The sequence below is a fragment of the Ornithinimicrobium panacihumi genome (genome assembly GCF_052073805.1).
GTDB classification, from domain to species: domain Bacteria; phylum Actinomycetota; class Actinomycetes; order Actinomycetales; family Dermatophilaceae; genus Ornithinicoccus; species Ornithinicoccus panacihumi.
In genome coordinates, this window is record NZ_JBQGWG010000003.1 from 45,788 (window position 1) to 71,858 (window position 26,071).

Annotated in this window: 18 protein-coding genes; 13 read left to right on the forward strand and 5 right to left on the reverse strand. The window is 73.2% G+C overall.

The window, feature by feature from the left end:
- Positions 1–17: 17 nt before the first annotated feature.
- Positions 18–1,073, reverse strand: a complete 1,056-nt coding sequence (gene ctlX, locus ACTMMA_RS04070) for a citrulline utilization hydrolase CtlX (RefSeq protein WP_441188818.1) — start codon at positions 1,071–1,073, stop codon at positions 18–20.
- Between the two features lie 56 nt (positions 1,074–1,129).
- Between ctlX and ACTMMA_RS04075 the strand changes: the two genes are divergently transcribed.
- Positions 1,130–1,576: a DUF4342 domain-containing protein gene (locus tag ACTMMA_RS04075; protein ID WP_441189082.1), complete on the forward strand. Its 447-nt coding sequence runs from the start codon at positions 1,130–1,132 to the stop codon at positions 1,574–1,576.
- A gap of 78 nt (positions 1,577–1,654) precedes the next feature.
- Here the strand turns inward: ACTMMA_RS04075 and ACTMMA_RS04080 are convergent, their stop codons facing one another.
- A complete protein-coding gene (locus tag ACTMMA_RS04080) occupies positions 1,655–3,358 on the reverse strand; it encodes an ABC-F family ATP-binding cassette domain-containing protein (protein ID WP_441189083.1) in 1,704 nt (567 codons plus the stop codon).
- A gap of 125 nt (positions 3,359–3,483) precedes the next feature.
- Between ACTMMA_RS04080 and ACTMMA_RS04085 the strand changes: the two genes are divergently transcribed.
- From ACTMMA_RS04085 to paaK, 3 genes are all read left to right on the forward strand, one after another.
- Positions 3,484–4,929: a 3-hydroxyacyl-CoA dehydrogenase NAD-binding domain-containing protein gene (locus ACTMMA_RS04085; RefSeq protein WP_441188819.1), complete on the forward strand. Its 1,446-nt coding sequence runs from the start codon at positions 3,484–3,486 to the stop codon at positions 4,927–4,929.
- Positions 4,926–5,417 (forward strand): hotdog fold thioesterase, encoded by a 492-nt coding sequence (locus tag ACTMMA_RS04090; protein ID WP_441188820.1) that lies wholly within the window; start codon positions 4,926–4,928, stop codon positions 5,415–5,417. The genes ACTMMA_RS04085 and ACTMMA_RS04090 overlap by 4 nt, the downstream gene beginning before the upstream one ends.
- A gap of 194 nt (positions 5,418–5,611) precedes the next feature.
- Positions 5,612–6,928 carry a phenylacetate--CoA ligase PaaK gene (paaK, locus tag ACTMMA_RS04095; protein ID WP_441188821.1) on the forward strand — a complete coding sequence of 439 codons (1,317 nt, stop codon included), beginning with the start codon at positions 5,612–5,614 and terminating at the stop codon, positions 6,926–6,928.
- Between the two features lie 150 nt (positions 6,929–7,078).
- On the opposite strand, the gene ACTMMA_RS04100 is transcribed toward paaK, so the two are convergent.
- Entirely contained in the window at positions 7,079–8,092 is a 1,014-nt protein-coding gene (locus ACTMMA_RS04100) for a hypothetical protein (RefSeq protein WP_441188822.1), read from the reverse strand.
- Positions 8,089–8,622 (reverse strand): SigE family RNA polymerase sigma factor, encoded by a 534-nt coding sequence (locus tag ACTMMA_RS04105; protein ID WP_441188823.1) that lies wholly within the window; start codon positions 8,620–8,622, stop codon positions 8,089–8,091. Before ACTMMA_RS04105 ends, ACTMMA_RS04100 begins: the two co-directional genes overlap by 4 nt.
- Positions 8,623–8,880: 258 nt before the next feature.
- Between ACTMMA_RS04105 and ACTMMA_RS04110 the strand changes: the two genes are divergently transcribed.
- The 4 genes from ACTMMA_RS04110 to ACTMMA_RS04125 all read left to right on the forward strand — a co-directional run bounded on the left by ACTMMA_RS04110 (position 8,881) and on the right by ACTMMA_RS04125 (position 17,079).
- The gene (locus ACTMMA_RS04110) at positions 8,881–12,477 is read left to right on the forward strand and encodes an FtsX-like permease family protein (protein ID WP_441188824.1); all 3,597 of its coding nucleotides are present in this window, start codon (positions 8,881–8,883) and stop codon (positions 12,475–12,477) included.
- A 68-nt stretch (positions 12,478–12,545) separates the two neighbouring features.
- Positions 12,546–15,317: an ABC transporter permease gene (locus ACTMMA_RS04115; protein ID WP_441188825.1), complete on the forward strand. Its 2,772-nt coding sequence runs from the start codon at positions 12,546–12,548 to the stop codon at positions 15,315–15,317.
- On the forward strand, positions 15,314–16,339 hold the full coding sequence (locus ACTMMA_RS04120; protein WP_441188826.1) for an ABC transporter ATP-binding protein: 1,026 nt from the start codon (positions 15,314–15,316) through the stop codon (positions 16,337–16,339). The genes ACTMMA_RS04115 and ACTMMA_RS04120 overlap by 4 nt, the downstream gene beginning before the upstream one ends.
- Positions 16,336–17,079 carry an ABC transporter ATP-binding protein gene (locus ACTMMA_RS04125; protein WP_441188827.1) on the forward strand — a complete coding sequence of 248 codons (744 nt, stop codon included), beginning with the start codon at positions 16,336–16,338 and terminating at the stop codon, positions 17,077–17,079. The genes ACTMMA_RS04120 and ACTMMA_RS04125 overlap by 4 nt, the downstream gene beginning before the upstream one ends.
- A 40-nt stretch (positions 17,080–17,119) precedes the next feature.
- Here ACTMMA_RS04125 and galE read toward each other — a convergent pair whose 3' ends face one another.
- A complete protein-coding gene (gene galE, locus ACTMMA_RS04130; RefSeq protein ID WP_441188828.1) occupies positions 17,120–18,142 on the reverse strand; it encodes a UDP-glucose 4-epimerase GalE in 1,023 nt (340 codons plus the stop codon).
- A 167-nt stretch (positions 18,143–18,309) separates the two neighbouring features.
- Here galE and ACTMMA_RS04135 point away from each other — a divergent pair, with 167 nt between their 5' ends.
- The 5 genes from ACTMMA_RS04135 to cydC all read left to right on the forward strand — a co-directional run bounded on the left by ACTMMA_RS04135 (position 18,310) and on the right by cydC (position 26,037).
- Complete coding sequence (locus tag ACTMMA_RS04135) at positions 18,310–18,696, forward strand: BlaI/MecI/CopY family transcriptional regulator (RefSeq protein ID WP_441188829.1); 387 nt, start codon at positions 18,310–18,312, stop codon at positions 18,694–18,696.
- A gap of 4 nt (positions 18,697–18,700) precedes the next feature.
- Entirely contained in the window at positions 18,701–19,612 is a 912-nt protein-coding gene (locus ACTMMA_RS04140; protein ID WP_441188830.1) for a M56 family metallopeptidase, read from the forward strand.
- Positions 19,613–19,738: 126 nt separating this feature from the next.
- The gene (locus tag ACTMMA_RS04145) at positions 19,739–21,202 is read left to right on the forward strand and encodes a cytochrome ubiquinol oxidase subunit I (RefSeq protein ID WP_441188831.1); all 1,464 of its coding nucleotides are present in this window, start codon (positions 19,739–19,741) and stop codon (positions 21,200–21,202) included.
- Between the two features lie 32 nt (positions 21,203–21,234).
- On the forward strand, positions 21,235–22,362 hold the full coding sequence (gene cydB, locus ACTMMA_RS04150) for a cytochrome d ubiquinol oxidase subunit II (protein ID WP_441188832.1): 1,128 nt from the start codon (positions 21,235–21,237) through the stop codon (positions 22,360–22,362).
- A 102-nt stretch (positions 22,363–22,464) separates the two neighbouring features.
- Positions 22,465–26,037, forward strand: a complete 3,573-nt coding sequence (gene cydC, locus ACTMMA_RS04155; protein WP_441188833.1) for a thiol reductant ABC exporter subunit CydC — start codon at positions 22,465–22,467, stop codon at positions 26,035–26,037.
- The last annotated feature ends 34 nt before the right edge of the window (positions 26,038–26,071 follow it).

The following is a 26,071-nucleotide window of genomic DNA, read 5'->3' on the forward strand; positions in this document are numbered from 1 at the left end:
GGTGGTGCGCGTGGTGGTCAGCGCTGGTCGTGCTCGAGGCGGTCCTGCTCGTCGTGCTCCTCGAGGTCACGGCCGTCCGAGGTATGCGGATGCTCGTCGATCGCCTCGACCGCTGCCGAGAACTCGGGCTCGGTGGAGGGACGACGGTCGAGGTGGACGCCGGCGATCATGCAGCGCACCGACCCGCCCGCCAGCTCGATCGTGGGGATGTCGACGGCCAGGATCTCGCAGGACTCCTCGATGAGCGCGACCTGCTCGTCGGTGAGGCTGCGCCGGGCCCGCCCGGACATGGCCATCACGTAGCGCCGCCGTCCCTCGGGGGTCCGGCCGCACAGCTCGACGGCGTTGCCGGCGAACTCGCGCACCTGCTCCTCGCTCAGCTCGATCACCCGGCGGCCGTTGACCGACAGCCGCTCTCGGACCTCCTCCCGCCGCTGGGCGTCGGGGATCATCCCGAGCGCGAAGAGCGCCACGTCGGTGCCCACGCAGGCGATGACGTTGGTGTGGTAGACCGGCACCTCGCTGGAGTCGACCGCGTCGAAGACCATGGGCTCGTAGCCGAAGTCGGAGCAGAAGCGCTCCAGGACGTGCGAGTCCATCCGGTGGCTGCGTGCCGCATACGCGACCCTGGAGACGTGGTCGAGGACCATCGCGCCGGTGCCCTCGAGGAAGATCCCGTCGGGCTCGAAGCCGGAGTAGTCCACGATCGTCTGCACGCGGTAGCGCGACTTGAGCAGCTCCAGGACGTCGGCGCGGCGCTCGTGGCGGCGGTTGGAGGCATACATGGGGTAGACCGCCACATACCCGCCGGCGTGCGTGGAGAGCCAGTTGTTGGGGAAGACGCTGTCGGGACGGGTGTGGTCCTCGTCCTCGAAGGAGTGCACCGTCACGCCGACCGAGCGCAGCGCGTCGGCCAGGGCGTCCATCTCGCGCAGCGCCTGGGCAGAGATGTCGTCGTGGGACCGGCCGGCAGGGGCATCGGTCTGAAAGGTGTTGTCCGCCGCCGTCGCGGGGTTGGGCGTGAACCGCTGCGCGCGGATCAGGACGACTGCGGAAGGGGCCTGGGCACTCACGTGGGGCGAATCTAGACCATCGGGCCACCGCCGCGCGACACCGTCCCGGCGTGCCTATGCTGGAGGTGCCGCAGAGGCATCCACCCATCGTCGATCCAGGGGAGGACGACATGTCGGACAAGACGTTCACGCAGCAGATCGAGGTCGCCGGGCACGATCTGGTCGAGAAGGTCAAGGAGCTGGCCAAGGACGCCGACGCCAAGCGCGTCGTCATCCGCGACCAGGAGGGCAAGGAGCTGCTGGCCTTCCCGCTGACCTGGGGCGTGGCCGGTGGTGCGCTCGCGATGTTCGCCGCCCCCGTGCTCGCCGCCGTGGCCGCGGTCGGCGCCCTGGCGGCCGACGTCAAGCTCGAGGTCGAGCGGACCGGCGACGCCGAGAGCTTCGGCAACGGCCAGACCATCCTGGGCAGCCAGGGCGGGTCGGTGGCCGGTCACCCGGTCGAGGACGACCCCGCACCCTCGGGCGGCGACCCGCACGTGCCGCCGCCCCCGCCCCAGCACTGACCGGCGACCGGCGACCCGCGACCCAGACTGGTCCCGACCGGCGGCTGGTCCCGACCGGCGACCGGTCCCGACCGGAGGTCAGCGGCGGCGCCGCACCCGCGTCTCGTCCCACACCGGCTCGTCCGACTCGTAGACCTCACCGTCGGCGCCGAACACCAGGAACCGGTCGAACCCGCGCGCGAACCACCGGTCGTGGGTCACCGCGACCACCGTCCCCTCGAACCTCTTCAGCCCCTCCTCCAGCGCCTCGGCCGAGTCCAGGTCGAGGTTGTCGGTGGGCTCGTCGAGCAGCAGCAGCGTCGCGCCGGACAGCTCGAGCATGAGGATCTGGAACCTCGCCTGCTGCCCGCCCGAGAGCGTCTCGAAGGTCTGCTCGGCCTGCCGCGCCAGCTCGTAGCGGTCCAGCACCCGGGAGGCCTCGTCCCGCGTCCGCCCGCGTCGGTGCTCGTCGCCCCGGTGCAGGATCTCCAGCAGCGTCCGCCCGGCGAAGCCGTGCCCTTCGTGGGTCTGCGCGAACCAGCCCGGCCGCACCCGTGACCCCAACCGTGCCGATCCGGTATGCGGCACCGCCGGCGGTCGCACCTCGCCCACCGGCTGGTGCTCGACGTCGGGGTCGCTCCCTCCGGCGGCCAGCAGCCGGAGGAAGTGCGACTTGCCCGACCCGTTGGACCCGAGGACGGCGACGCGTTCCCCATACCAGACCTCCAGGTCGAAGGGCCGCATGAGCGGGTCTCCCTCACCCCCGGGCGCGAGCAGCTCCAGGCCCTCGCAGACGACCGCGCGCTTGGCCGTGCGCCCGCCCGTCAGGCGCATCGTGACCTGCTGCTCGCGGGCGATCTTCTCCGGCGGACCCGCCTCCTCGAAGCGGCGCAGCCGGGTCTGGGCGGCCTGGTAGCGCGCCGCCATGTCGGAGTTGTAGGCGGCCTTCTGCTTGTACATCAGCATGAGCTTGCGCAGCTTGGCGTGCTCGTCGTCCCAACGCTTGAGCGCCTCCTCGAGGCGTGCGTTGCGCTCCTCGCGGGCCTGGTGCCAGGTCGCGAAGCTGCCCGGGTGCGTCCACGCGCTGGCGCCCGCGGCACCCGGCTCGAGGGTGACGACGCGGGTCGCGGCCTGGCTGAGCAGCTCCCGGTCGTGGCTGATCTGCAGCACCGTCTTGGGTGTCTCCTGCAGCTGCGCCTCGAGCCAGCGCTTGCCGGGCACGTCGAGATAGTTGTCCGGCTCGTCGAGCAGCAGCACCTCGTCCGGGCCGCGCAGCAGCGCCTCGAGCACCACCCGCTTCTGCTCGCCGCCGGAGAGGGTGGCGACCTTGCGCCACTGGGCCTGCTCGAAGGGCACGCCGAGCGCGGCCGTGGTCACCTCGTCCCAACGGGTCTCCTGCTCATAACCCCCGACGTCGCCCCAGTCCGCGAGCGCCTGCGCGTAGGCCATCTGGCTCGGCTCGTCGTCGATCTCCATGATCGCCAGCTCGGCGGCGTCCAGGGCGCGGGCCGCGGTGACGATGCGCTCCGGGGCGACCGACACGAGCAGGTCGCGCACGGTGGAGTCGTCACGCACACTGCCGATGAACTGCCGCATCACGCCCAGCCCGCCCGTCCGCGTGACGGCCCCGCCGTGCGCATCGAGATCGCCGGCGATGATCCGCAGCAGCGTCGTCTTGCCGGTCCCGTTGGGGCCGATCAGCGCGACCTTGGCCCCCTCGCCGACCCGGAAGCTCACCTCGTCCAGCAGCGGACGCCCGTCCGGCAGGAAGAAGGAGATCTGGTTGAGGTCGACATGTCCCACGGTCCGCGAGCCTCTCAGGGCGAGGTATGCCGTGTCCATCACCTTTCCGAGTCTCCCGTCTCCCGTCTCGGCTCTCTCCACCTCCCCGCTCGCCCGTCGTCGGTGGGCCGTGCAAAGGTTGGCCCATGAGCGATTCCCGGATCACTGCCAGCCCGCTCGCCAGCGCCGTCGGCACCGCGCCCGACCCGGCCACGGACCCGTCGCTGGGCAAGCCGGCGTCCGGCTATCCCGCCGCCGAGGCCTCCGAGGACGGCCCCAACCCGGCCGGCCTGACCGTGGCCGTCATCGGTGCGGGGGCGATGGGCGGCGGCATCGCCCAGGTCGCGGCCCAGGCCGGGCATCCGGTCATCCTGGTCGACAGCCAGCCCGGCGCCGCCGACCGTGCCAAGGAGAAGCTCGGCGAGACCTTCGCCAGGCTCGTGGCCAAGGAGAAGATCACCCAGGGCGAGGCGGACGCGGCCCTGGACCGGATCACCACCCACACCACCTCGGACATGACGACCATCCCGCCCGTCGGGCTGGTCATCGAGGCCGTGGTGGAGCACATCGACGTCAAGCGCACGATCTTCCGCCAGCTGGAGGCCGCCCAGTCGCCGACCACCGTGCTGGCCACCAACACCTCGAGCCTGTCGATCGACGGCATCGTCTCCGAGGCGCGCACCGGCCACGACGCGGCCATGCGGGGCGGCTTCTCCCCCGCGATGGAGTATCCCGGCCGCGTCATCGGCCTCCACTTCTTCAACCCCCCGCCGCTGATGAAGCTGGTCGAGGTCATCACCGGCGAGCACTCCGACCCCGACGTCCTCGACGACGCGAGCGAGCTCATGCGCCGCTGGGGCAAGACCCCGGTGCGCTGCACCTCGACGCCCGGCTTCATCGTCAACCGGGTGGCGCGGCCCTTCTACGGCGAGGCGCAGCGGATGGTCGCCGAGGGGCTGGCCGAGCCGGCCACCATCGACCTCGCCCTGCGCGGGGCCGGCTTCCGGATGGGCCCGATGGAGCTGACCGACCTCATCGGCCAGGACGTCAACCTCGCCGTCGGCGAGAGCGTCTGGCACCAGACCGAGGAGGACCCGCGCTACGAGCCCACCGACTACCAGCGCGAGCTGGTCCGCGCCGGTCGGCTGGGCCGCAAGAGCGGCCAGGGCGTCTTCCGCTACGACGAGTCGGGAGCGCCCGTCGACGCCGTCCCCGACGAGGCCCGCGCCGAGCAGCTCGTCGGCGGTCCCGTCCGCACCGACCCCGTGGCCCGCACCCTGGCGATGCTGGTCAACGAGGGCGTCGACCTCGTCGCCCGCGGCGAGGCCACGCGCGAGGACGTGGACACCGCGATGCGGCTGGGCACCAACTACCCCAAGGGCCCGTTCGAGTGGCTGGCCGAGATCGGGGCCGACACCGTCAAGGCCCAGCTGGCCGAGCTCGACGCCGCCTACCCCGGCGGCCGCTACCGCCCCAGCCCGGCCCTCGACGACCACGACCCGCGTCCCACCGCGCCCGCCTCCCCCAGCACGGACGGAGGCGACACCACCACCGCCGCCGGCACGCCGCATACCGAGGAGAAGGACTCATGAGCGAGCCGTCGACCACCCCGCCCGCCGCACCCGACCTCACCCACGTGCGCACCATGTGGGCGGACGACAAGGCGTCGGCGGCGCTGGGCATCGAGGCGCTCGACTTCGGCCTCGACCCCGAGACCGGGCTGGGCTGGGCGCGCACCCGGATGCCGGTCGTGGAGACGATGGTCAACGGGCACGACATCATGCACGGCGGATACATCTTCACTTTCGCCGACTCGACCTTCGCGCTGGCCTGCAACGCCTCGGGCACGCTCACCGTGGCCTCCGGGTGCGACATCAGCTTCTTGACCTCGGCCAAGCTGGGCGACGTGCTGCTGGCCGATGCCCGGGAGCGGGTGACCTATGGGCGTAGCGGCATCACCGACATCACCGTCACCCGGGAGTCCGACGGCGTCGTGATCGCGGAGTTCCGCGGCCGCAGCCGCTCCCTCCCGCACCACTGCCCCGCCCCCGGCGCCTCCTACCCGGCCCCCGCCGGATGAACCCAGGGTTATGCGGCGAGATCCATGCCGACAAACCGGAGTTCGCCGCACAACCCTGGGTTCGTCGCACGGCTGGGCGAGGTGACCGCTCGTCGACGGTGAGCGACCGCATACCAGAGCGGATGGGGTGCGGGCACGGAGGCGACGGGCAGAACTAGGCTCGGACCCAGAAGCCCGCGAGGAAGAGGTGCGCCGTGTCACTGCCGACGATCACGCCGCGACCGGACCTGTACGACGACGCCGAGAAGTGGTCCGTCGACCAGATGCGCAGCGAGCAGCTCACCCGGCTCCAGAGCGCGGTGCGACGCAGCTATGACAACGTGCCGCACTACCGGCGCCAGCTCGAGGAGCGCGGGGTCCACCCCGACGACATCAAGGGCCTCGAGGACATCCGGCTGCTGCCGTTCACGACCAAGGCGGACCTGCGGGACAACTACCCGTTCGGGATGTTCGCCGTCCCGCGGGAGCAGTGCGTGCGCGTCCACGCGAGCTCGGGCACGACGGGCCGCCCGACGGTGGTGGGCTACACCCAGGGCGACATCGACATGTGGGCCGGGCTGGTCGCGCGGTCGCTGCGGGCGGCGGGGACGCAGCCGGGCGACATGGTGCACGTGGCCTACGGCTACGGCCTGTTCACCGGCGGGCTGGGCGCCCACTATGGGGCAGAGCGGTTGGGCTGCACCGTCGTCCCGATGAGCGGCGGCCAGACCGAGAAGCAGATCCAGCTCATCCACGACTTCCGCCCCGACGTGATCATGGTGACGCCGTCCTACTTCCTGGCGATGGTCGACCACGTCAAGGAGCTGGGCATGGACCCCTCCGAGACCTCCCTCAAGATCGGCGTCTTCGGGGCCGAGCCGTGGACGCAGGCGATGCGCGAGGAGATCGAGGCGACCTGCCAGATGCACGCCACCGACATCTTCGGGCTGTCGGAGATGATGGGTCCCGGCGTCGCCCAGGAGTGCGTCGAGACCAAGGACGGGCTGACGCTGTGGGAGGACCACTTCTATCCCGAGATCATCGACCCGATCACCGAGGAGCCGCTGCCCGACGGTGAGGAGGGCGAGCTGGTGCTCACCGCGATGACCCGCGAGGCGATGCCGGTGCTGCGCTACCGCACCCGCGACCTGACCCGTCTCCTGCCCGGCACCGCCCGGCCCAGCTTCCGCCGCCTCGCGAAGATCACCGGGCGCTCGGACGACCTGATGATCGTGCGCGGCGTCAACGTCTTCCCGACCCAGATCGAGGAGATCGTGCTCAAGACCGACGGGCTGACCCCCCACTTCCAGTGCATCCTGACCCGCCCCGGCCGCATGGACCAGCTCACGGTCAACGTCGAGGGCACGCCCGGTCTGGACCAGGCCCGCCGCGACGCGATCGCCAAGGAGCTCTCGCACCAGATCAAGTCGCGGATCGGCACCTCCGCCCAGGTAGTGGTGCTGGCCGAGGGCGGGATCGAGCGGTCCGTCGGCAAGGCGCGCCGGATCGTGGACAACCGCGACAAGCCCTGAGGGGTATGCGGTGGAGCCCCTCCGCGCTCCACCGCACGTGCCCGGGACATTCCGGGCGAATGGCTGAACTGGCCGATTTTCCCGGACACGTGCGACGAGGGCCGGGGCGCAGAAGCTCAGCTGGCGGGCCCCGTGGTCAGAGGGTCTGCGTCACGGCGCCGGGGTGGGCGGCTCCGTGCTCTCGACCGGCGCGGGGCCCGGCTGGGTGGGAACGACATCGGTCATGGTGGGCGGTGCGGACGGCTCGACCGACAGGTAGCGGTTGACGGGGCAGACCGCGAGGGCCTCCTCGACGGTGCCGTCCTGCTCCAGGGCCGCGGCGTAGGGATGCCACGGCGGCAGGAAGGTCTCGTCCGCGCTGACCCTCGGCCCGTTGACGTGGATGAAGTCGGCGGCCAGATCCTCGTCGGGGGGCTGCTCCTCCCAGGGCAGGCCGTTGTGCCGCAGGCAGGTCGTCGTCCGGGCGTAGGCCTGCGCAATCTGGGCGAAGGGCTCCCACTCGACCGTCTCGGGGCGGGGCACGAGCGTCACCGTCGGCTCCTCCCCCGACGGCCTCGGCGCCCCAGCGTCGGCCTCTGCGCTCTCGGCCCGCTCCCGCGCGAGCACCGCCGCGTCCCGCGACGCCTCGACCCGACCGAGCTCGTGCTCCTCGGCCCGCTGCCCCTCGAGGTCCGCGGTCGACAGCCGCAGCACCATCAGGTCGTCGCAGCGGTCCTTCGACTCCTGCACGCCGGGCAGTCCGAAGACGTCGGGGCGGCTCACGGACAGCCCGACCCCGTCGTCCGACACCCAGGCCGTCAGACCCTGGGCCTCCAGGCACGACGCGCGCAGGCCCGCCCAGAGCCGCTGGGCCCTCACGCTGTGCTCGTCCTCGGGCGGCCCCGGCGGCAGCTCGCTGACCACCCCGGTCGGCTCGTCGTGGCCACGCCCGGCTGGCGCCGCATCGGGCCGGTCCAGGAGCGCCGACCACGTCGCGGCGACCACGGCCACCGTGGCCACCCCGCCGACGGCCGTGGCCAGGTGCCGCTGGCGTCTCACCCGTCGACCTCGGCGCCAGGTCGTGGCGGCCAGGTCGGGCTCCCCCACCCGGGCCGCGAGCAGGTCGAGCGCGCGCCGCATACCCTCATCGCCCCCGGCACCCGGGTGACGGTCCTGCTGACTCATCGCGCACCTCCCTCGTGTGTGGGCGGCTCGTCGACCGCCGGGATCAGGCGGCGCAACGTGCGCATGGCGTCGCTGGCCTGGCTCTTGACCGTGCCCGGCGCGATGCCGAGGGCGTCGGCGATCTGCCGCTCAGACAGGTCCTCGAAGTAGCGCAGCACGATCACCGCGCGCTGCCGCGGCGGCAGCAGGTCCAACGCGGCCGCCACGTCGGCGGCGGTCAGCACCTCGGCGGTGCGGTCCGGCACCGACATCGCACCCAGGGGCCCGACCGGGTCGTCGTGGTCGACCAGCGTCTCGCGCCGCACCTTGCGCCAGCGCGAGACGGCGTCGCGGTAGAGGATCTTCCTCACGTACGCCTCCGGGGCCTCGTCGCGGAGCCGCTCCCACCGGCTGGCCAGCTTGACCAGCGCCTCCTGGAGGAGGTCCTCCGCCAGGTGATGGTCGCCGCAGATCAGGTAGGCCGACCGCAGGAGGGCACCCTGCCGTGCCTGGACGAAGGCGACGTAGTCGTCACCCACCCCTCGCGGCATCGCTCTCCTTGGTCGGTCTGGTCCCTCAACGCTGCGGGAGGTGTTTTCGGTTGGGCCGGACGGCCCGACGTCCGGAGAGTAGTAGGTCTCGTGGTCGTGGTCGTGGTCGGGAAGTTCAGGAATGCGCAGACCAGCGACCCAACCGATCATGGAGCCGTCGCGTTTAGACCGCATGGCGAGGGAGCGGACGGTCACGATCTGGTCACGTCTGTCGTGCACCCCTGCCGACCGCGCCGTCCTCTGCTTAGGGTGCCGCTCATGACATCGTGGTGGGGCTGGGCGCTGCGTCGTGCCCGCGCCTCGACCGGGCTCCTGCTGACCTTGTTGGCCCTGGTCACCGCCACGACGGCGATCCTGGCGGGGGCGGTGGGCTACTCGGGGGCTGCGGCGACGACCGCGGCGCGCCAGGCCATCACGGGGGCGGCCCCGGCCGAGGCCGGCATCCGCGTCCAGACCCGTCAGGCCGAGGACCCGGCCGCCCAGGACGCCGCGGCGCGGCAGCGGATCCAGGAGGCCTTCGGGCAGGCCCCGGTCTCGGTGCAGCGGACGGTGGCCAGCGAGCCCCGGTCGGTGAAGCTCGACGGCGAGGCGCTCACCGGGCGGGTCGTCGTGCTCAGCAGCCAGTCCCTGAGCCCCGAGGACCCGGACGTCGGCGAGCGCGTCACCGTCCTCGAGGGCGACTGGCCGGTCGACGGGGCGGACCCGGTCCAGGGGCTCCTGCACGCCGCGACCGCGACCGAGTGGGAGGTCGGGGTCGGCGACACGATCGAGGTCGGATCGACGCCGGTCGTGGTCAGCGGGCTGTGGCGGCCGGTGGACGCGGACGACGCCTACTGGTTCGGCGACCGGTTGGTCGCCGCGGGCAAGGACGACGCCGAGCGCGGGCCGCTCGTGGTGGCTCCAGGCGCCGTCGGGCAGGTCGTGGACTCCCCGTTCGTGCGCTGGACCGTGCAGCCGGACGCCACCGCCATCCAGCCCGGCGACCTCGCCCCGCTCTCCGACGCCGCCGCCAGCCTGCGCGACTCCCTCAAGACCCCCGAGGTCGACGTCCGCGGCGTCACCGTCGACGGCGACCTCGCCCCGACCGCGGCCACCGCCGCGACCAACCTGGCCACCGCGAGCGCGCTTGGCGTGATCCCGCTGTCCGTCCTGGCCCTGGTGACGATCCTGGCGATCGTCCAGCTGGCCCGGCTCCTGGCCACCACCCGCGAGGCGCAGGCCCAGCTGCTCGTGGCGCGCGGGGCCGCCCGCGCCCAGGTGCTCGGCACCACCCTGGCCGAGTCGGCGCTGGTCACCCTGGTCGGCAGCGTCCTCGGCGCCCTCGTCGCGTGGGGCGTCCTCCAGGCCGTGCCGGCCGGGGACGCGCAGGGCCCCACCATCGTCCGCGTCGCCGTCGTCACCGGCGTGGTCATCCTCCTGGTGCTCGCCGCCGTCGCCGTCCTGCAGGTCCGCCGCCTCACCGCGGGCGGGACCGCCGACCTGTCCGGGCGGGCCCGGGCGGCCACCGCCCTGGCCACGCTCGTCCTCGTGCTCGGTGCGGCCGGCGTCGCCTGGTGGCAGCTGCGCCGCTCCGGCTCGCCGCTGGTCACCCGCGAGGACGGATCCCTGGGGACCGACCTCGTCGCAGGTGCCGCCCCGGCCCTCCTGCTCGCCGCCGCGGCGGTCGTGGCGATGGCGCTCCTCGGGCCGGTCACCCGCCTGGTCGAAGCCCTCACCCGCCCCACCCGGACCGCGCCGGGACACCTGGCGGCCGCGCAGGTCTCGCGCCGGCTGACCGTCTACGCCGTGCCGGCCGTGCTCACCGTCCTGGCCGTCGGCGCGACCACCCTGTCCGGCCTCTACGCCGGCACCTCGGCCACGTTGCGCGACGACCTGGCCTCGGTCGCCGAGGGCGCCCCCGTGCGGGCCACCCTGACCCCGCCCGTCGCTGTCAAGGACCCTGGCGTGGTCCCCCCGCCGCCCCCGACCTTCGCCGAGGTCGACGGCCTGGCGAGCGCCACCCCGGTCTGGCTCGACCCCAACGGCGCCCTCGCCGACCTGACCGTGCCCGTGACGATGGCCGACCTCGACCAGCTGGAGGCCGTCACCACGCTGCGCCAGCTCGGAGAGGACGGTCAGGCGTTGATCCCGGCCGCAGAGCTCGCGGGCGAGGCACCCGGGAGCGAGGGGATCCGCATACCCCCCGGCACCACCTCCCTGGAGGTGACCCTGGACGCCGAGGTCACGGTGCCCCGCTCGAGCCTGCAGGACATCCAGGACCAGTACGAAGAGATGGCCCGGCAGATGACCGCTGGTCAGGACGGCGGCCCGGGCGACTCCGAGGAGGGCCTTCCCGAGGACGAGGCCCGTCGCCTCGCCCGGCACAGCATGTCCCTGAGCGTGCTCGGCATCGACACCTACTCCTGGGACGCGACCACCGAGGACACGATGGAGCTCCCGCCTCCGCCGGCGCCCGAGCCCTTCTCCTGGGACGTCGAGCTGACCTTCGTCAACCCGCAGACCGCCCAGCGCTCGGGCGTCGACGGCGGCACGATCTCCCTGCCCCGTCACCAGGTGGTCCCGCCGACCGACCCGGACGTGAGCTATCTCGAGTCCGAGGTCACCGACGGTGGTGGCAGCGCGACCCTGACCTTCACCCTCCCCGAGCCGGAGACCGAGCAGATCCTGACCCGCGTCACCCTCGACCTGCCTGTGATGCCGACCAACCGCTGGGAGCCCGTCAGCCCCCACCTCGACGTCCGGCTGCGCGCGGTCACCGACTCCGGGCAGGACCTCTTCGGCGAGGCCTCCGCCGGCTGGGGCTCGCTGGAGGCCGGCACCCCCGAGCAGGTGGCGAAGAAGCAGGAGGAGAACGACGGCATCGACGATCCCTACTCGGTCGTGCAGCCGGACGGCTCGGTGCTCACCTTCTCCGGCACGTTCGTGCCTCCGGAGCTGACCACAGACGCCGCGACCTGGCACCTCACCGGTGACCCGGGCGGCAACCTGCCCGCGAAGGTCGTCGTGGCCCCCGGCGTCTCCTGGCTGGAGCGCTTCGACCGTGACCCTTCCTCCTCTCCGGTGGAGGTGGGCAGGTCCGCCGCCGAAGCCATCCCTGCGGCGCTCACCACCCAGGCCGCCTCCGCCGCCAACCTCTCCGTGGGCGACCCGGCCCAGCTGCGGGCCTTCGGGACCACGATCCCGGTGACCGTGACCGCCATCGTGCCCGCCGTGCCCGGCTCCCTGGCCCCGCTGTCCGCCCTGGTGGACCGCGACGCCGTCGCCGGGATCCTGGCCGAGGGCGACCGCGCCCTGCCCGACCCCCAGGAGCTGTGGGCGACGACGGACGACGGGCGAGCCCAGGACGTCGTCGAGACCCTCGCCGGCGACCCCCGGATCGCGACCGTGCGGGGCCCGGGCTCGGTGAGCATCACCGACGCGACCAGCGCCGCCCGTCTCGTCTTCTGGGTCGCCTCCGCCGGGGCCGTGCTGCTGGCCGTGACCGGCATCGCCGCCGTCGCCGCCACCCTGCTGGGCCAGCGCCGCCCGGAGGTCGCGGTCCTGCGCGCCCTCGGCATGCCGCCGTCCTCCCAGGCCCGCTCGCGCGCCACCGAGCTGGCCGGCGTCGTGCTCGCCAGCGTCCTGCTCGGGCTCGCGGCAGGCTGGCTGGTCGGCCGCGGCGTGGTCCCCGAGCTGGCCAGCTCCACGACCCTGCGCGGTCAGGTCTCCCTGCCGGCGCACCTGGTCCTCGAGCCCGGCCCGTGGGCGCTGCTGCTCGGCGTCGGAGCCCTGTGCATCCTCGCCGTCGTGCTCGTCCAGGCGGCCCGGGTCCGCGCCCAGGCACTGGACGGCGACTACCGGGAGGAGATCCGGTGAGCGGACGACACCGCGCAGGCGGGCGGGACACCCGCGCCCGAGGCGCGCGACCACATACCCGAGCGGGTATGGCGTGGCGCCAGTTCGTCGCGGACCCGTGGGTGAGTACTGCCCTGGCTCTGCTCGTGGCCGCCGTCTCCTTCCTCCTCACCGCGGCCCCCCGCGCCCTGGAGGACGTGAACGGGCGGCAGCTCACCTCCGACGTGGCCGCACTGTCCCCTGTGGCGCGGGACGTGACCGGCGGGTGGGGCACGACCGCCGAGTATCCGGCCGGCGAGCAAGGGCCTGCCCCCGCCCAGACCCAGGACCAGGGCGCTGACAGCGCCGACAGCGCAGACCCGTGGGCCCCCTTCCGGGAGGGCGCCGAGCGCATCCGCGCGGCGCAGCCCGAGCCGCTGCGCTCAATGCTTCTGGAGCCGCAGATGACCGCCCGGGTGACCCAGGTGATGGCCGCCACCCCGGGTGAGGGGTCGCCCTACTTCGAGGCCCGCATCACCCCGGTCGCCGACCCCGACCTGGCCGAGCACGTCGACCTCGTCGAGGGCGAATGGCCCTCGCCGGACCTGATCTACCCGACGACCGACGAGTTCGGCGTGCCCGTCGGCCCCGAGCCCGGGACGTCGGAGGAGGACGCCGCGCCGACCGGGCTGGGCGTGCTCGTGCTGCGGGAGTCGATGGACGAGGCCCGCTGGGAGGTCGGGGAGCAGCTGGGACCGAACCTGTTCATCTCCGGGATCTACGAGCCCAAGGACCCCGAGGACCCGCGGTGGGCGCACATCGACAACAGCGTCTCGATGGGTGTCCTGGTCGACGTCAACCGGGGCGAGGCGGCGCAGATCGCGCTCTTCCTCAGCCCGCAGAGCCGCGGCGTGATGCTCGGCCCGACCTCGGTGCGGATGGAGCTCTGGTATCCCGTCGACCCCCGGCCCCTGGTCGAGGACCGCGTCGACCCCTCCGTCGTGCGGGCGCAGCTGACCGGGATGATCGGCCAGCAGCACATCGTGGTCGCCAAGGGCGACCCGATGCTCGGCTCGATCGAGGGCGACCAGGTCCCCGCCTTCAGCAGCGACCTGACCAGCACCCTCGACAACACGGTGCGGCAGCAGCGGGCCACCGCCTCGCTCCTGGCGGTCGTCGGGGCCGGCCCGCTCGGGGTGGCGCTCGCAGTGATGGCCCTGGCCGCGCGGCTGGTCGTGCACCGCCGTCGCCCGGCGCTGGCGATGACCCTGGCCCGCGGCGCCAGCCCGCAGCAGGTGCGGGGGCTGGTCGCGCTCGAAGGGCTGGCGCTCGGCGTGCCGGCCGCCCTGGCCGGGCACGCGCTCGCGCGCCTGGTCTGGCCCGGCACGAGCCGGTGGTGGGAGTGGCTGATCACGCTCCTGGTCGCGCTGGCCCCGGCGGTCGCCCTGGCGCTCTCCCTGGACGATGCCTCGCTGCTCCAGCGGCGCAGCGACCTGTCCTCCCGCGCCGGCGGTCGCTGGCGCTGGGTCGGGGAGCTGGCCGTCGTCGCGCTGGCCGGGCTGGCCACGTGGCGGCTGCTCGACCGGGACGCCCGGGGGGACGACGCCGGCGAGAGCGGGATCGACCTGCTCGCCGCGGCCACCCCGCTGCTCCTGGCCCTGGCGGCGTGCGTGATCGCGCTGCGGCTCTACCCGCTGCCGCTGGCGGCGCTGACCCGAATGCTGCGCGGAGGTCGGGGGCTGACGCCCTTCCTGGGCGCGGCGCGGGCCCTGCGGGACCCGGCGGGCGGGCTGGTGCCGGCGCTGGCCGTGATCCTGGGCACCTCCGTCGCGCTGATCAGCGCGATCTTGCTCACCACGATCACGCAGGGCGCCGAGGACGCCGCCTGGACGTCCAACGGCGCCGACATCTCCGCCGGCGGACCCGTGATCGACGACGAGACGGTGGCCCAGATCTCCGAGCTTCCCGGCGTCGCGGCGGTCGCCCGGGTCCGGGAGGCGGGCAACCCCGTCCAGCTCGTCCAGGGCGAGGAGCAGACCCAGGTGCGGATCCTCATCGCCGACAGCGAGCTGGCCCAGGTGCTCGGACCGCGCGTCGAGGCGCCCTCCCCCAGCCTGTACGCCGACCCCACCACGATCCGCCTCTCCGTCGGCGGCGACACCCCGCCCACCAAGGGGCCGGCCACGCTGCGGGGGGTGAACGCGCCGGTGGAGGTGGTGGAGTACCTCACGGACCTGCCCGGCGTCCGGACGCCGATCGCCTGGGCGGTGGTCGACCGGGCGGCGTGGGAGGCCGCCGGTCGCGAGGTTCCCCTGGCCCGGCAGGCGCTCATCTCCACGACGCCCGGTGCGGACCGCGGCGAGGTGGCCGACGCGGTCTCCGAGCTGCTGGGCTCGTCGGTGGTGACCACCGTGGACCAGGAGCTGTCCGACTTCCGCACCTCCGCGGTGACGCGGGGGCTGACGACGGCCTTCGTGGCCGCGACGGTCCTGACCGGCCTGCTGACCGTGCTCGCCATCGTCGTGGTGCAGCTCATGGGCAGCCGGGCCCGGATGCAGCTGCTCTCGGTGCTGCGCACGCTCGGCCTCGCGCCCGGCCAGACCCGGGCGCTGACCGGCTGGGAGCTGGCCCCGATGCTGGCCACCGCGATGCTCGTCGGCGCGGTGCTCGGGGCCGCCGTCCCCTGGGTGCTGGTCAAGGCCCTCGACCTGCGCGGCCTCACCGGCGGCGAGGTGCAGCCCGACCTGCACCTCGACCCCCTCGTCATCGGCGCCGTCCTGGGTGCCGTCATCCTCACTGTCCTGCTCGCCATCACCGTCAGCGCCTGGTCCGCCGGGCGCGCCAACCTCGCGCAGGCGCTGCGCGTCGGGGAGGAACGATGACCACCACACCCACCACCCCATCCAGCCGCGCCGAGGTGCGCGCGGGAGACTCCCCGAGCGCGGGAACCCGCGCCACGGGATCCCTCGGCGTCGAGCGTGAGCACGGCGGCCCGGACATCTGGTGCGAGGACCTGGTCCGGATTTACTCCACCGAGGGGGTCGAGGTGCAGGCCCTCCAGGGGCTCAACCTCGTCGTCGACCCCGGCGACGTCGTCGCCCTCGTCGGCGCCTCCGGGTCCGGCAAGTCCACCCTCCTGGGGATCCTGTCCGGCCTGGACCGGCCCACTGGTGGGCGGGCCCGGGTCGCCGGGGTCGACCTGCTGACCATGAACCGGGCCCAGCGCGTGGACTACCAGCGGCACGTCGTCGGCTTCGTCTGGCAGCAGACCTCCCGCAACCTGCTGCCCTTCCTGACCGCCGCCGACAACGTCGCCCTGCCGATGGTCATCAGCAACCGCAAGGAGCGCGGCGCCCGCGTCGTCGAGCTGCTCGACCTGCTGGGCGTCGGCGACTGCGCCGACCGCAAGCCGGCCCAGCTCTCCGGCGGCCAGCAGCAGCGGGTCGCGATCGCCACCGCCCTGGCCAACTCCCCCTCCGTCCTCCTGGCCGACGAGCCCACCGGCGAGCTCGACGACGCGAACTCCGAGCAGGTCCTCGAGGCTATGCGGCAGGCCGCCGAGGAGCTGGGCACCACGGTCCTGGTCGTCACCCACGACCCCACCGTCTCCGACCACGTCCGCCGCACCGTCCAGATCCGCGACGGCCGGACCTCCACCGAGGTGCTGCGCCAGAAGGTCGTCGGCCCCGACGGCGTGGAGCGCGTCGTGGCCCGGGAGTACACCGTCATCGACCGCGCCGGCCGCATCCAGCTGCCCAAGGACCACGTCGCCGACTTCGGCCTGCGTGACCGCGTGCGGCTGTCGAAGGAGACCGACCACGTCGGGGTGTGGGCCGACGACGAGGAGCACGGGGCACTCGACGAGACCGGGCCGGCCACGGACCAGGGTGAGGAGCAGCGATGAGCGAGCGGACCGCATACCCGCAGGAGGTCGTCGACGGCGCGCAGAAGGCGACGGGCGAGGTCGTGCTGACCGCGCGCGAGCTGCGCCGGACCTTCGGCAGCGGAGCCACCGAGGTGCACGCGCTGGACGGCGTGAGCCTGGAGGTGCCGGCCGGGCGGCTCACCGTCGTGCGTGGCCCTTCGGGGTCCGGCAAGACGACCCTGCTGAACCTCCTGGGCGGCCTCGACCGGCCCACGTCCGGGCAGGTCGTGCTCGACGACGGGCGGGTGCTGTCCGAGCTGCCCGAGCGCGACGTGCTGCGGGTGCGCCGGGAACGGATCGGCTACGTCTTCCAGAGCTTCGGGCTGGTGCCGGTGCTCTCAGCCGCGGAGAACGTGGAGGTGCCGCTGCGGCTGAAACGGACGTCCGCCGCCGACCGGGGTCGTCGGGTCGAGGAGGTGCTCGAGCTGGTGGGGCTGGGGCGGCACGCGAAGCAACGGCCGTACGAGCTCTCCGGCGGGCAGCAGCAGCGGGTCGGGATCGCGCGGGCGCTGGTGTCGCGGCCGGACATCCTCATCGCCGACGAGCCGACCGGTCAGCTGGACTCGGAGACGGCCGCGACGATCATGGATCTGCTGGTGGACCTGACGCACAGCCAGGGGATCGCCTCGATCGTCTCCACCCACGACCCGGTGCTCATGGGGCGGGCGGACCAGGTGATCGAGCTGCACGACGGGAAGCGGGTCGAGAGGAGCGCTTGAGCCGGGGACAGGCGGGATGGCGCCGCAGCGCCTGCCGGGATCAAGCGGGGTAGCCCTCGGGGTTGGCGGACTGCCACCGCCAGGAGTCGGCGCACATGTCCTCGACGGTGCGGGTGGCGCGCCAGCCCAGCTCCTGCTCGGCCCGGGTGGGGTCGGCGTAGGAGGAGGCGATGTCGCCGGGGCGACGCGCGACGATCTCGTAGGGGATCGGGCGGCCGCTGGCCCGCTCGAAGGCGCGGACCAGCTCCAGCACCGAGGTGCCGCGGCCCGTCCCGAGGTTCCAGACCGACAGCGCGCGGTCGTGGGTGGAGATCCACTCCAGCGCGGCGAGGTGGCCGGCGGCGAGGTCCTCCACGTGGATGTAGTCGCGCACGCCCGTGCCGTCGACGGTGTCGTAGTCGTCGCCGAAGACCGACAGCTTCTCCCGGCGGCCGACGGCGACCTGGGCGATGTAGGGCATGAGGTTGTTGGGGACGTCGGAGGGGTCCTCCCCGATCCGGCCCGAGGGGTGCGCGCCGACCGGGTTGAAGTAGCGCAGCAGCGCGACCCTCAGCGCGGGCTCGGCCACGACCGCATCGGTGAGGATCTGCTCGTTCATCACCTTGGTCCAGCCGTAGGGATTGGTCGCCGAGGTGGGCAGGTCCTCGGTCATCGGCACCGGGGCGTCGTCGCCGTACACGGTCGCCGAGGAGGAGAAGACCAGGCGGTGGACGCCGTGGCGCAGCATGGTGGTGACCAGCTGGATCGTCGCGCCGAGGTTGTTGCGGTAGTAGTCCAGCGGCCTGGCCACCGACTCACCCACCGCCTTGAACGCCGCGAAGTGGATGACGGCGTCGATCGGTGCGGCGGGGTCGGTGAAGACCCCCTCGAGCCGCTCCTCGTCCGCGACGTCGAAGGCGTGGACCGGGATCGCGCGACCGGCGATCTCCTCGAGGCGCCCCACGACGGCGGGCCGCGAGTTGCTGAAGTCGTCGACGATCACCACGTCGTGCCCGGCAGCCAGGAGCGCCAGCACGGTGTGGGACCCGATGTAGCCGGCACCGCCGGTGACGAGGACGCGCATGGGGCCAGCCTATGTGGGGCAGGGTGCGTGGGACGTGGGCGTGGGACGGAGGGCGGGGTATGGGGCAGACGGCGCCGGTTGGGGGGTCTCGTCCTCAAGGCTCATTTTGGGCATGGACCGTGACGAAAATTGGGCCGTCTACGACAGGCGGGCGTAGACTCCCCGCCATGCGTGTACGTTCCACCGCCCTCGGCGACCTCGAACGGACCGTGATGGACGCCCTCTGGTCCCGCGGTCCGCAGCTCTCCGTCCGCGACGTCATGGACGAGATGGCCCAGGGGGGTCACAAGGAGCTGGCCTACACGACCGTCATGACGGTCCTGGACCGTCTGGCCAAGAAGGGCATCGCCACCCGCGCGCGGGACGGGCGGGCCTGGCGCTACACCGCGGCCTCCAGCCGCGCCGAGCTGGCCGCGACCGCGCTGCGCTCGACCCTCGACAGCGTCAACGCCGACCGCAAGCTGGCGATGCTGCACTTCCTCGACGACGCGAGCCCGGCCGAGCTCGACGACCTGCGGGCCGCCCTCGCCGAGGTCGAGCGCCGCCACGCCTGACCCCGTGACCCCCGCACTGGTCACCGCCGCCCTCATCGGCGGCGCGCTGGTGCACACCCTCCTGCTCCCCCGCCTCCTGACCCGGTGGACCGCGCTGCGGCGCGCGCCGGGCGAGGCGCTGGCGCTGTGGCAGGCGGTGAGCCTGACCGGAGTCGTCTGCGCGCTGCTCGCCGCCCCGGTCGCGGCCCTGACCTTCGGCGCCGACCGGCCCCGGCTGCTCGCGGCGGCCCTCGTCGTCTCCGGCCTCATGCTCCTGCGCCTGCTGCTGTCCGGGCACCGCATCGGCACCGACCTGCGCCGGATGCGCGCCCGCCAGCGCGAGCTCATCGACCTGGTGGGCGACCGCAGTGACGGCCGGGGCGGGCGGATCGCCGTCGTGGCGCACGCCAGCCCGGCGGCCTACTGCCTGCCCGGCCGCCGCGACCGGATCGTCCTGAGCCAGGGCGCGGTCGACCAGCTCGACGACGCCCAGCTCGACGCCGTGCTGGCCCACGAGCACGCCCACCTGCGCCAGCGCCACGACCTGCTGCTCGAGCTGTTCACCGTCCTGCACGAGTCCGTCCCCGGCCCCCTGCGCGCCCCCGGCGCCCTGCGCGAGGTCGGTCTCCTGGCGGAGATCCTCGCCGACCGTGCCGCCACGACCACCGGTGGCGCGGCCCCCCGGGACCTGGCGCACGCGCTGGTGACCATGGCCGAGGGCACCCGGCCCGCGACGCCGGCGGAGGCCACCTCCGCCCCCGGCACCACCCCATACCCCGTGAGCCTGTCCGCAGGGCACCAGGTGACCGAACGCCTCCAGGCGATCGCGGCCCCGGAGCCGGGTATGGGGCTGCGCACCACGCTCCTGCTCCTCGCTCTCGGGGCGCTGGCGACGCCGTGGATGCTGGTGTCCCTGCTCTTCGTCCAGGGGCTCTGACCTGCCCTTCTCGGGTGCCGATGTCTGTTCCGTCACAAAGGACTTGACCGGCTCGGGGTTTGCGGGAGCATGGGCTAGGTTTGACGACGTAGCGTAGTAACCCACAGGCAGAGTCCAAGGAGAGTCATGGACGCAGTCGACCTTGCACGGTGGCAGTTCGGCATCACCACCGTCTACCACTTCTTCTTCGTGCCGATCACCATCGGGCTCAGCCTCCTCGTGGCGATCATGCAGACCCAGTGGATGCGCACCCGCAACCCGCAGTGGCTGCGCCTGACCAAGTTCTTCGGCAAGCTCTTCACCATCAACTTCATCCTCGGCCTGGTCACCGGCATCGTGCAGGAGTTCCAGTTCGGGATGAACTGGTCGGACTACTCCCGCTTCGTCGGCGACATCTTCGGTGCGCCGCTGGCGATCGAGGCCCTGCTCGCCTTCTTCCTGGAGTCGACCTTCCTGGGCCTGTGGATCTTCGGCTGGGGCCGGATCCCGGAGAAGCTGCACCTGGCCGCGATCTGGTTGGTGCACATCGGGACCGCGCTGTCGGCCTACTTCATCCTGGCCGCCAACTCCTTCATGCAGAACCCGGTCGGCTACACCCTCAACCCCGAGAGCGGCCGCGCCGAGCTCACCGACTTCGTGGCCGTCCTCACCAACAAGGTGCAGCTGGTCGCCTTCCCGCACGTGATGACCGCCGCCCTGATGACCGGTGGCGCGTTCGTGCTGGCCTTCGCGATCTGGCACCTGTGGCGCGACGGCACCCCCCGGACGGACAAGCCGATGTACCGCAAGGGCGCCAAGCTGGGCGCGTGGTTCCTCGTCATCGCCGGCCTCGGCGTGATCATCTCCGGCGACGTGCAGGGCAAGATCATGACCGAGGTGCAGCCGATGAAGATGGCCGCCGCCGAGGCGCTCTACGAGGACGTCCCCGAGGGCGAGGGCGCGCCCTTCTCGATCATCACGGTCGGCACCCTGGACGGCAAGGAGGAGATCTGGGCGCTGGAGGTGCCCAAGCTGCTCTCCTACCTGGCCACCGGCTCCCTCGAGGGCCCCGTCGAGGGCATCAACCACATCCAGGAGCGCTACGAGCTCACCTACGCCGGCGAGCAGCTGACCGAGATGGAGGACTACCGTCCGATCATCCCGGTGACCTACTGGAGCTTCCGCATCATGATGGGCCTGGGCTTCGTCGGCATGGCCATCGGCGCCGCCGCCCTCTGGGTGCTGCGCAAGGGCGAGGCCGACTCCGAGACCCGGATGGAGGGCAACAAGTGGTGGGCCTGGGCCGGTGCGCTGGTCCTGTTCATGCCGCTGTTCGCCAACAGCTTCGGCTGGATCTTCACCGAGATGGGCCGTCAGCCCTGGCTGGTCATGGGTCTGATGACGACGCAGACCGGTGTCTCCCCCGGCGTGAGCGCGGCCACGGTCGCGACCTCGATGATCGTCTACACCCTGCTCTACGGCGTGCTCGCGGTGGCCATGGTCGGCCTGTCGCTGCGCTACGGTCGCGCCGGCGCGGAGCACGTGCCCGAGGACGCCTCCTACGACCCGGCCCGCCGGGACGCCGACGACGAGTTCGTCTTCACCTACTGAGCACACGGCACCCGTAGAAAGAACGAAGTGACATGGAACTGACCACGATCTGGTTCATCCTCATCGCCGTGCTGTGGATCGGCTACTTCGCCCTCGAGGGCTTCGACTACGGCGTCGGGATGCTGCTGCCGGTGCTCGGCAAGGACGAGGAGGGCTTCGTCGGCGACAGGGAGCGCGGTGCCCGCACCGCCCCCGACGGCGGCCCCTACTCCGGCGAGACCCGCAAGCGGCAGATGCTCTCGGCGATCGGCCCGTTCTGGGACGGCAACGAGGTCTGGCTGCTGACCGCCGGTGGCGCCATCTTCGCCGCCTTCCCGCACTGGTACGCCACCCTCTTCTCCGGCTTCTACCTGCCGCTGCTGCTCATCCTCGTCGGCCTGATCATCCGCGGCGTCGGCCTCGAGTACCGCGGCAAGGTCGACTCCGCCGCCTGGCGGGCCCGGATGACCTTGATGATCGTCATCGGGTCGTTCATCCCGGCGCTGCTGTGGGGCGTGGCCTTCTCCAACATCGTCTCCGGCGTGCCGATCGACGCCGAGATGGAGTACGTCGGCGGGTTCTTCAACCTGCTCAACCCGGTCGCCCTGCTCGGCGGGCTGACCACGCTGGCGCTCTTCCTGACCCACGGCGCGATCTTCATCGCCCTCAAGACCGACGGTCAGCTGCGTCACGACGCGCGGGCGCTGGCCCTCAAGACGGGTCTGGTCGCGGCGGTCCTGGCCGTGCTGTGGCTGGTCATCCTCCACGTGCGCACCGGCAACACCTTCTCCTGGATCCTCTTCGTCGTGGCGGCGCTGGCCCTGGTCGGCGGCCTGTTCATGACCTGGAAGGGCAGCGAGGGCTGGGGCTTCGCCGGCACCTTCGCCGCCATCGGGATCGCGACGGCATCGCTCTTCGCGGCGCTCTTCCCCGACGTGATGCCCACGACCCTGGCCGACGGCGTCTCGCTCACCAAGGACAACGCCTCCTCCACCGAGCTGACGCTGACGATCATGACCTGGGTCGCGGTGATCTTCGTGCCGATCATGCTGGTCTACACGGTCTTCACCTACTGGACCTTCCGCAAGCGGGTCTCCGGGCACCACATCCCGACCGACGTGCACCACGCGGCGGTCACCGAGGAGACCGACGAGTCCCAGGTGGTCGGCCGTCTCGGCTGACCCCGACCGCGGACGACCCTGACGGCGCCCGCCACCTGCCCAGGTGGCGGGCGCCGTCACGTCCCGTCCTCCCCCGACCCGACCCCTGCGAGACTGGAGCCCATGCGCCCCTTCGACCCCGCCCTCCTCCGCGCGCTGCCCGCCACGCGCGGCCCCGTCGCGCTGCTGTCGGGCGTGGGCGTCGCCGCCGGGGTCGTCGCCATCGCCCAGGCCGTCGTGCTCGGCCTGGTCGTCGGGCGCGTCGCCACGGGCGCCGACCTCCAGCCGGCGCTGACCTGGCTCGTCGTCCTGCTCGCCCTCCGGGGCGTCTTCGCCGCGGTCATCGAGTATGTGGCGCGCTGGGCCGGGCAGCGGGTCGTCGCCGTGGTGCGGCTGGCCACGGTCCGGCACTACCTGGGACTGCCCGAGGGCCGGCGCCCTGCCGCGGAGGTCGCGGTCACGCGGGCGACCGAGGGCGTCTCGGCGCTGGAGGACTACGTCGCGCGCTACCTGCCCGCGCTGGTCACCGGCGTGGTCGTGCCGGGACTGGCGCTGGTCACGCTGCTGGTCGTCGACCCGTGGAGCGCGCTGATCGTCGTGCTGACGCTGCCGCTGCTGCCGGTCTTCGCCGCGCTCATCGGGATGCACACCGCCGACGAGACCGAGCGGCGCTGGGGGGCGATGGCGCTGCTGGCCGGGCACTTCCTCGACGTCGTGCGGGGGCTGCCGACGCTGGTCACCTACGGCCGGGCGGACGCACAGGTCAAGGTCGTGCGCGAGGTCGGCGACAAGCACCGCGAGTCGACGGTGCGCACGCTGCGGACGGCCTTCATGTCGAGCGCCGCGCTGGAGCTGCTGGCCACGATCTCGGTGGCGATGGTGGCCGTGGCGGTCGGTCTGCGGCTGGCCTACGGCGTCATGGACCTGACCGTCGGGCTGATCGCGATCCTCCTCGCGCCGGAGGCCTACTGGCCCGTCCGCCGCGTGGGCCAGGAGTTCCACAACGCCGCCGACGGGGCGACCGTGCTGGAGGAGCTGGGGCAGGACGGTGTCCTGGGCGAGGGCCGGGTGCCGGGAGCGGGCGTCACGGCAGTGGCGGGCGCGTTGGCAGGTGCTCCCGGAGCGTTGTCAGGTGCTCCCGGAGCGGGGACAGGAGCTCCGCAGGCATCGGGCCGGGTGGCGCTCGAGGGGGTCTCCTACGCGCATCCCGGACGCGAGCGCACGGTCGTCGACATCGACCTGACGACCCCGTCGGGGCCGGGCCTGACCGCGCTGGTCGGGCCGAGCGGGGCCGGCAAGACGACGCTGCTGGAGCTCCTGGCCGGGCTGCGCGAGCCGGACGCCGGGCAGGTCGTCGCACCGCGCGCCCACCTGGCCAGTCAGCGGCCGGTCATCCTGCCGGGGACGGTGCGCGACAACCTGGCCCTGGCGGTGGTGGACGGGCCCGACGGAGAGGTCCCCGGAGGGGGCCGCGTCGCCCCCGACGAGGCGATGGTGGCCGCGCTCACCTCCGTCGGGCTCTGGGAGCAGCTGTCCGCCCGCGAGGGGCTGGACACGGTCCTGGGCGACGACGGCTTCGGGCTGTCCGCGGGCCAGCGGGCCAGGCTGGCCCTGGCCCGGGCCGTGCTCAGCGACGCCGAGCTCGTGCTGCTCGACGAGCCGACCGCCAACGTCGCGGCCGCCTCCGTCCCCGCGCTCCACGACGTGATCCTGCAGATGGCTCGGCAGCGTCGGGTCCTCGTCGTCACCCACGACCACGCCCTGGCCGCCATCGCCGACGAGGTCTGGCGGCTCGACCCCGTCCCGACCCCTGCCAGTCCGCACCGGACCCCCCTCGCGACCGCGGCGACGGTGGGCGCCGGGGCACGGGACACGGAGGGCGAGGAGCCGATCAGCACGTCCGTCGAGGAGCCGATGGCCGTGCCCGGCCAGGTGGAGCCGCTGCCCCTGCCGACCGGACGCCACGGCCTGTGGGTGGCCTGCCTGCTGGGCGGGGCCTCGGTCAGCTGCGGCGTGGCACTGACCGCCACCTCGGGCTGGCTCATCGTCCAGGCCTCGACGATGCCGGTGATCCTCACCCTCATGGTCGCCATCGTGGGGGTGCGGGCCTTCGGCATCTTCCGGCCGGCCTTCCGCTACGCCGAGCGCGTGGTCAGCCACGACGTGGCGCTGTCCGACCTCGCGGGCCGGCGGGCCGAGGTCTTCTCCCGGCTCATCCCGCTGACCCCGGCCCGGCTCGGCCGGCGCAGCCGGGGCGAGGTGCTGACCACGGTCGTGCGCGACCTCGACGACGTCATCGACGAGCAGGTGCGCGTCACCGTCCCCCTCTGGTCGGCCGTCATCGCCTCGGTCGTCGGCACGGTCCTGGCCGCCTGGCACATCCCCGCCGCCGGGCTGGCCGTGGGGACCGGTGCCGTGCTGACCTTCCTGGTCGCCTGGGCCGGGCACGTCGCCGAGCGCTCGGCGCACGCCGAGGCCGTCGCCGCCCGCGGCGAGGTGCAGCAGCGCACGACGGCCCTGGCCTCCCGGCTCCTGCCCGTGCAGTCCGTGACCGGCCTCTCCGCCGACCGCACACGTCTGCTCCGGCCCGTCGCCGACGCCGAGACCGCCCAGCAGCGCGCCGAGAAGCGCCTCATCACCGCCCGGGCCCTCGTCCTGGCCGTCGCCTGGATCATCGTCGCCGTCACCGTGGCGGTGGTCGCCGTCCTCACCGCCCGCACCTTCGCGGCCGGCGGGATCTCCGGGCCCTACGCCGCCCTCGTGGCGCTCGTCCCGATGGCCCTGGCCGACGCCTGGGTCGGCTCGGCCGACATCGCCGGGGCCCGCGCCCGGGCCCGCGCCGCCGCCGCCCGCCTCGAGCGGGTCCTCGCCCAGACCCCCGCCGTCGCCGACGCCGGTGGCCAGGCTCCCCCCGCCACCCCGGTCCCGGAGCTGGCCCTCAGCCGGGTGGGCGCCAGCTGGACGCCTGCACCGACGGGCGCGACCGCATACCCCGACCCCGCGGAGCCCACCCGCACCGAGGGTGAGCGGCTGCACCTGGCGCCCCTCGACCTGCGGCTCTCCCCCGGCGACCGGGTGGCGCTGACCGGGCCCAACGGCGCGGGCAAGTCGACGGCGCTGGCCGTGCTGGCCCGGCACCTGGACCCGGCGACGGGCACCTATGCCCACGACGGGACCGACGTGCTCCACCTCGACCTGGAGCAGACCCGGGCCCGCATGGCCGTCGTCGACGACGAGCCGCACGCCTTCGCGGGATCGGTGCGGGCCAACCTGGTCCTGGCCGCCCCGGATGCCGACGACGACCAGCTCGTGGCGGCCCTCGACGCGGTCGACCTGGGCCACTGGTTCGACACCTTGCCCGAGGGGCTGGACACCATGCTGACCGGGCTGTCCGGCGGTGAGCGGGCCCGGCTCTCGATCGCCCGGGCCCTGGTGTCGGGCCGGCCGGTCGTGCTGCTCGACGAGCCGACCGCGCACCTGGACGACGCGACCGCAGAGCGGGCGCTGGCCGGTCTGATGTCTGCGGGCGGCGGGGCGGAGCGCACGTTCGTGATGGTCAGCCACCGCGCCGGCGACCCCGACGGGTGGCAGGTCGTCGAGGTGGGTGGCGAGGGCGCTGCCGAGGGCACGGTCGGGGCCGACGCCCACGGTCGGTCCGGGACCTCTGCGGTGGAAGCCGCAGCCTCCCGCCCGTAGGTTGGACGGACCCGGGCCGTGAGGCCGGGACCCG

What these genes read in the sequence shown, in the direction of transcription:
- ACTMMA_RS04075 (WP_441189082.1), top strand. Translation starts at nt 1,130, where the DNA reads ATGCTGGAGGTGCCGCAGAGGCATCCACCCATCGTCGATCCAGGGGAG.
- ACTMMA_RS04085 (WP_441188819.1), top strand. Translation starts at nt 3,484, where the DNA reads ATGAGCGATTCCCGGATCACTGCCAGCCCGCTCGCCAGCGCCGTCGGC.
- ACTMMA_RS04090 (WP_441188820.1), top strand. Translation starts at nt 4,926, where the DNA reads ATGAGCGAGCCGTCGACCACCCCGCCCGCCGCACCCGACCTCACCCAC.
- ACTMMA_RS04100 (WP_441188822.1), bottom strand. Translation starts at nt 8,092, where the DNA reads ATGAGTCAGCAGGACCGTCACCCGGGTGCCGGGGGCGATGAGGGTATG.
- ACTMMA_RS04105 (WP_441188823.1), bottom strand. Translation starts at nt 8,622, where the DNA reads ATGCCGCGAGGGGTGGGTGACGACTACGTCGCCTTCGTCCAGGCACGG.
- ACTMMA_RS04110 (WP_441188824.1), top strand. Translation starts at nt 8,881, where the DNA reads ATGACATCGTGGTGGGGCTGGGCGCTGCGTCGTGCCCGCGCCTCGACC.
- ACTMMA_RS04115 (WP_441188825.1), top strand. Translation starts at nt 12,546, where the DNA reads ATGGCGTGGCGCCAGTTCGTCGCGGACCCGTGGGTGAGTACTGCCCTG.
- ACTMMA_RS04120 (WP_441188826.1), top strand. Translation starts at nt 15,314, where the DNA reads ATGACCACCACACCCACCACCCCATCCAGCCGCGCCGAGGTGCGCGCG.
- ACTMMA_RS04125 (WP_441188827.1), top strand. Translation starts at nt 16,336, where the DNA reads ATGAGCGAGCGGACCGCATACCCGCAGGAGGTCGTCGACGGCGCGCAG.
- galE (WP_441188828.1), bottom strand. Translation starts at nt 18,142, where the DNA reads ATGCGCGTCCTCGTCACCGGCGGTGCCGGCTACATCGGGTCCCACACC.
- ACTMMA_RS04135 (WP_441188829.1), top strand. Translation starts at nt 18,310, where the DNA reads ATGCGTGTACGTTCCACCGCCCTCGGCGACCTCGAACGGACCGTGATG.
- ACTMMA_RS04145 (WP_441188831.1), top strand. Translation starts at nt 19,739, where the DNA reads ATGGACGCAGTCGACCTTGCACGGTGGCAGTTCGGCATCACCACCGTC.
- cydB (WP_441188832.1), top strand. Translation starts at nt 21,235, where the DNA reads ATGGAACTGACCACGATCTGGTTCATCCTCATCGCCGTGCTGTGGATC.
- cydC (WP_441188833.1), top strand. Translation starts at nt 22,465, where the DNA reads ATGCGCCCCTTCGACCCCGCCCTCCTCCGCGCGCTGCCCGCCACGCGC.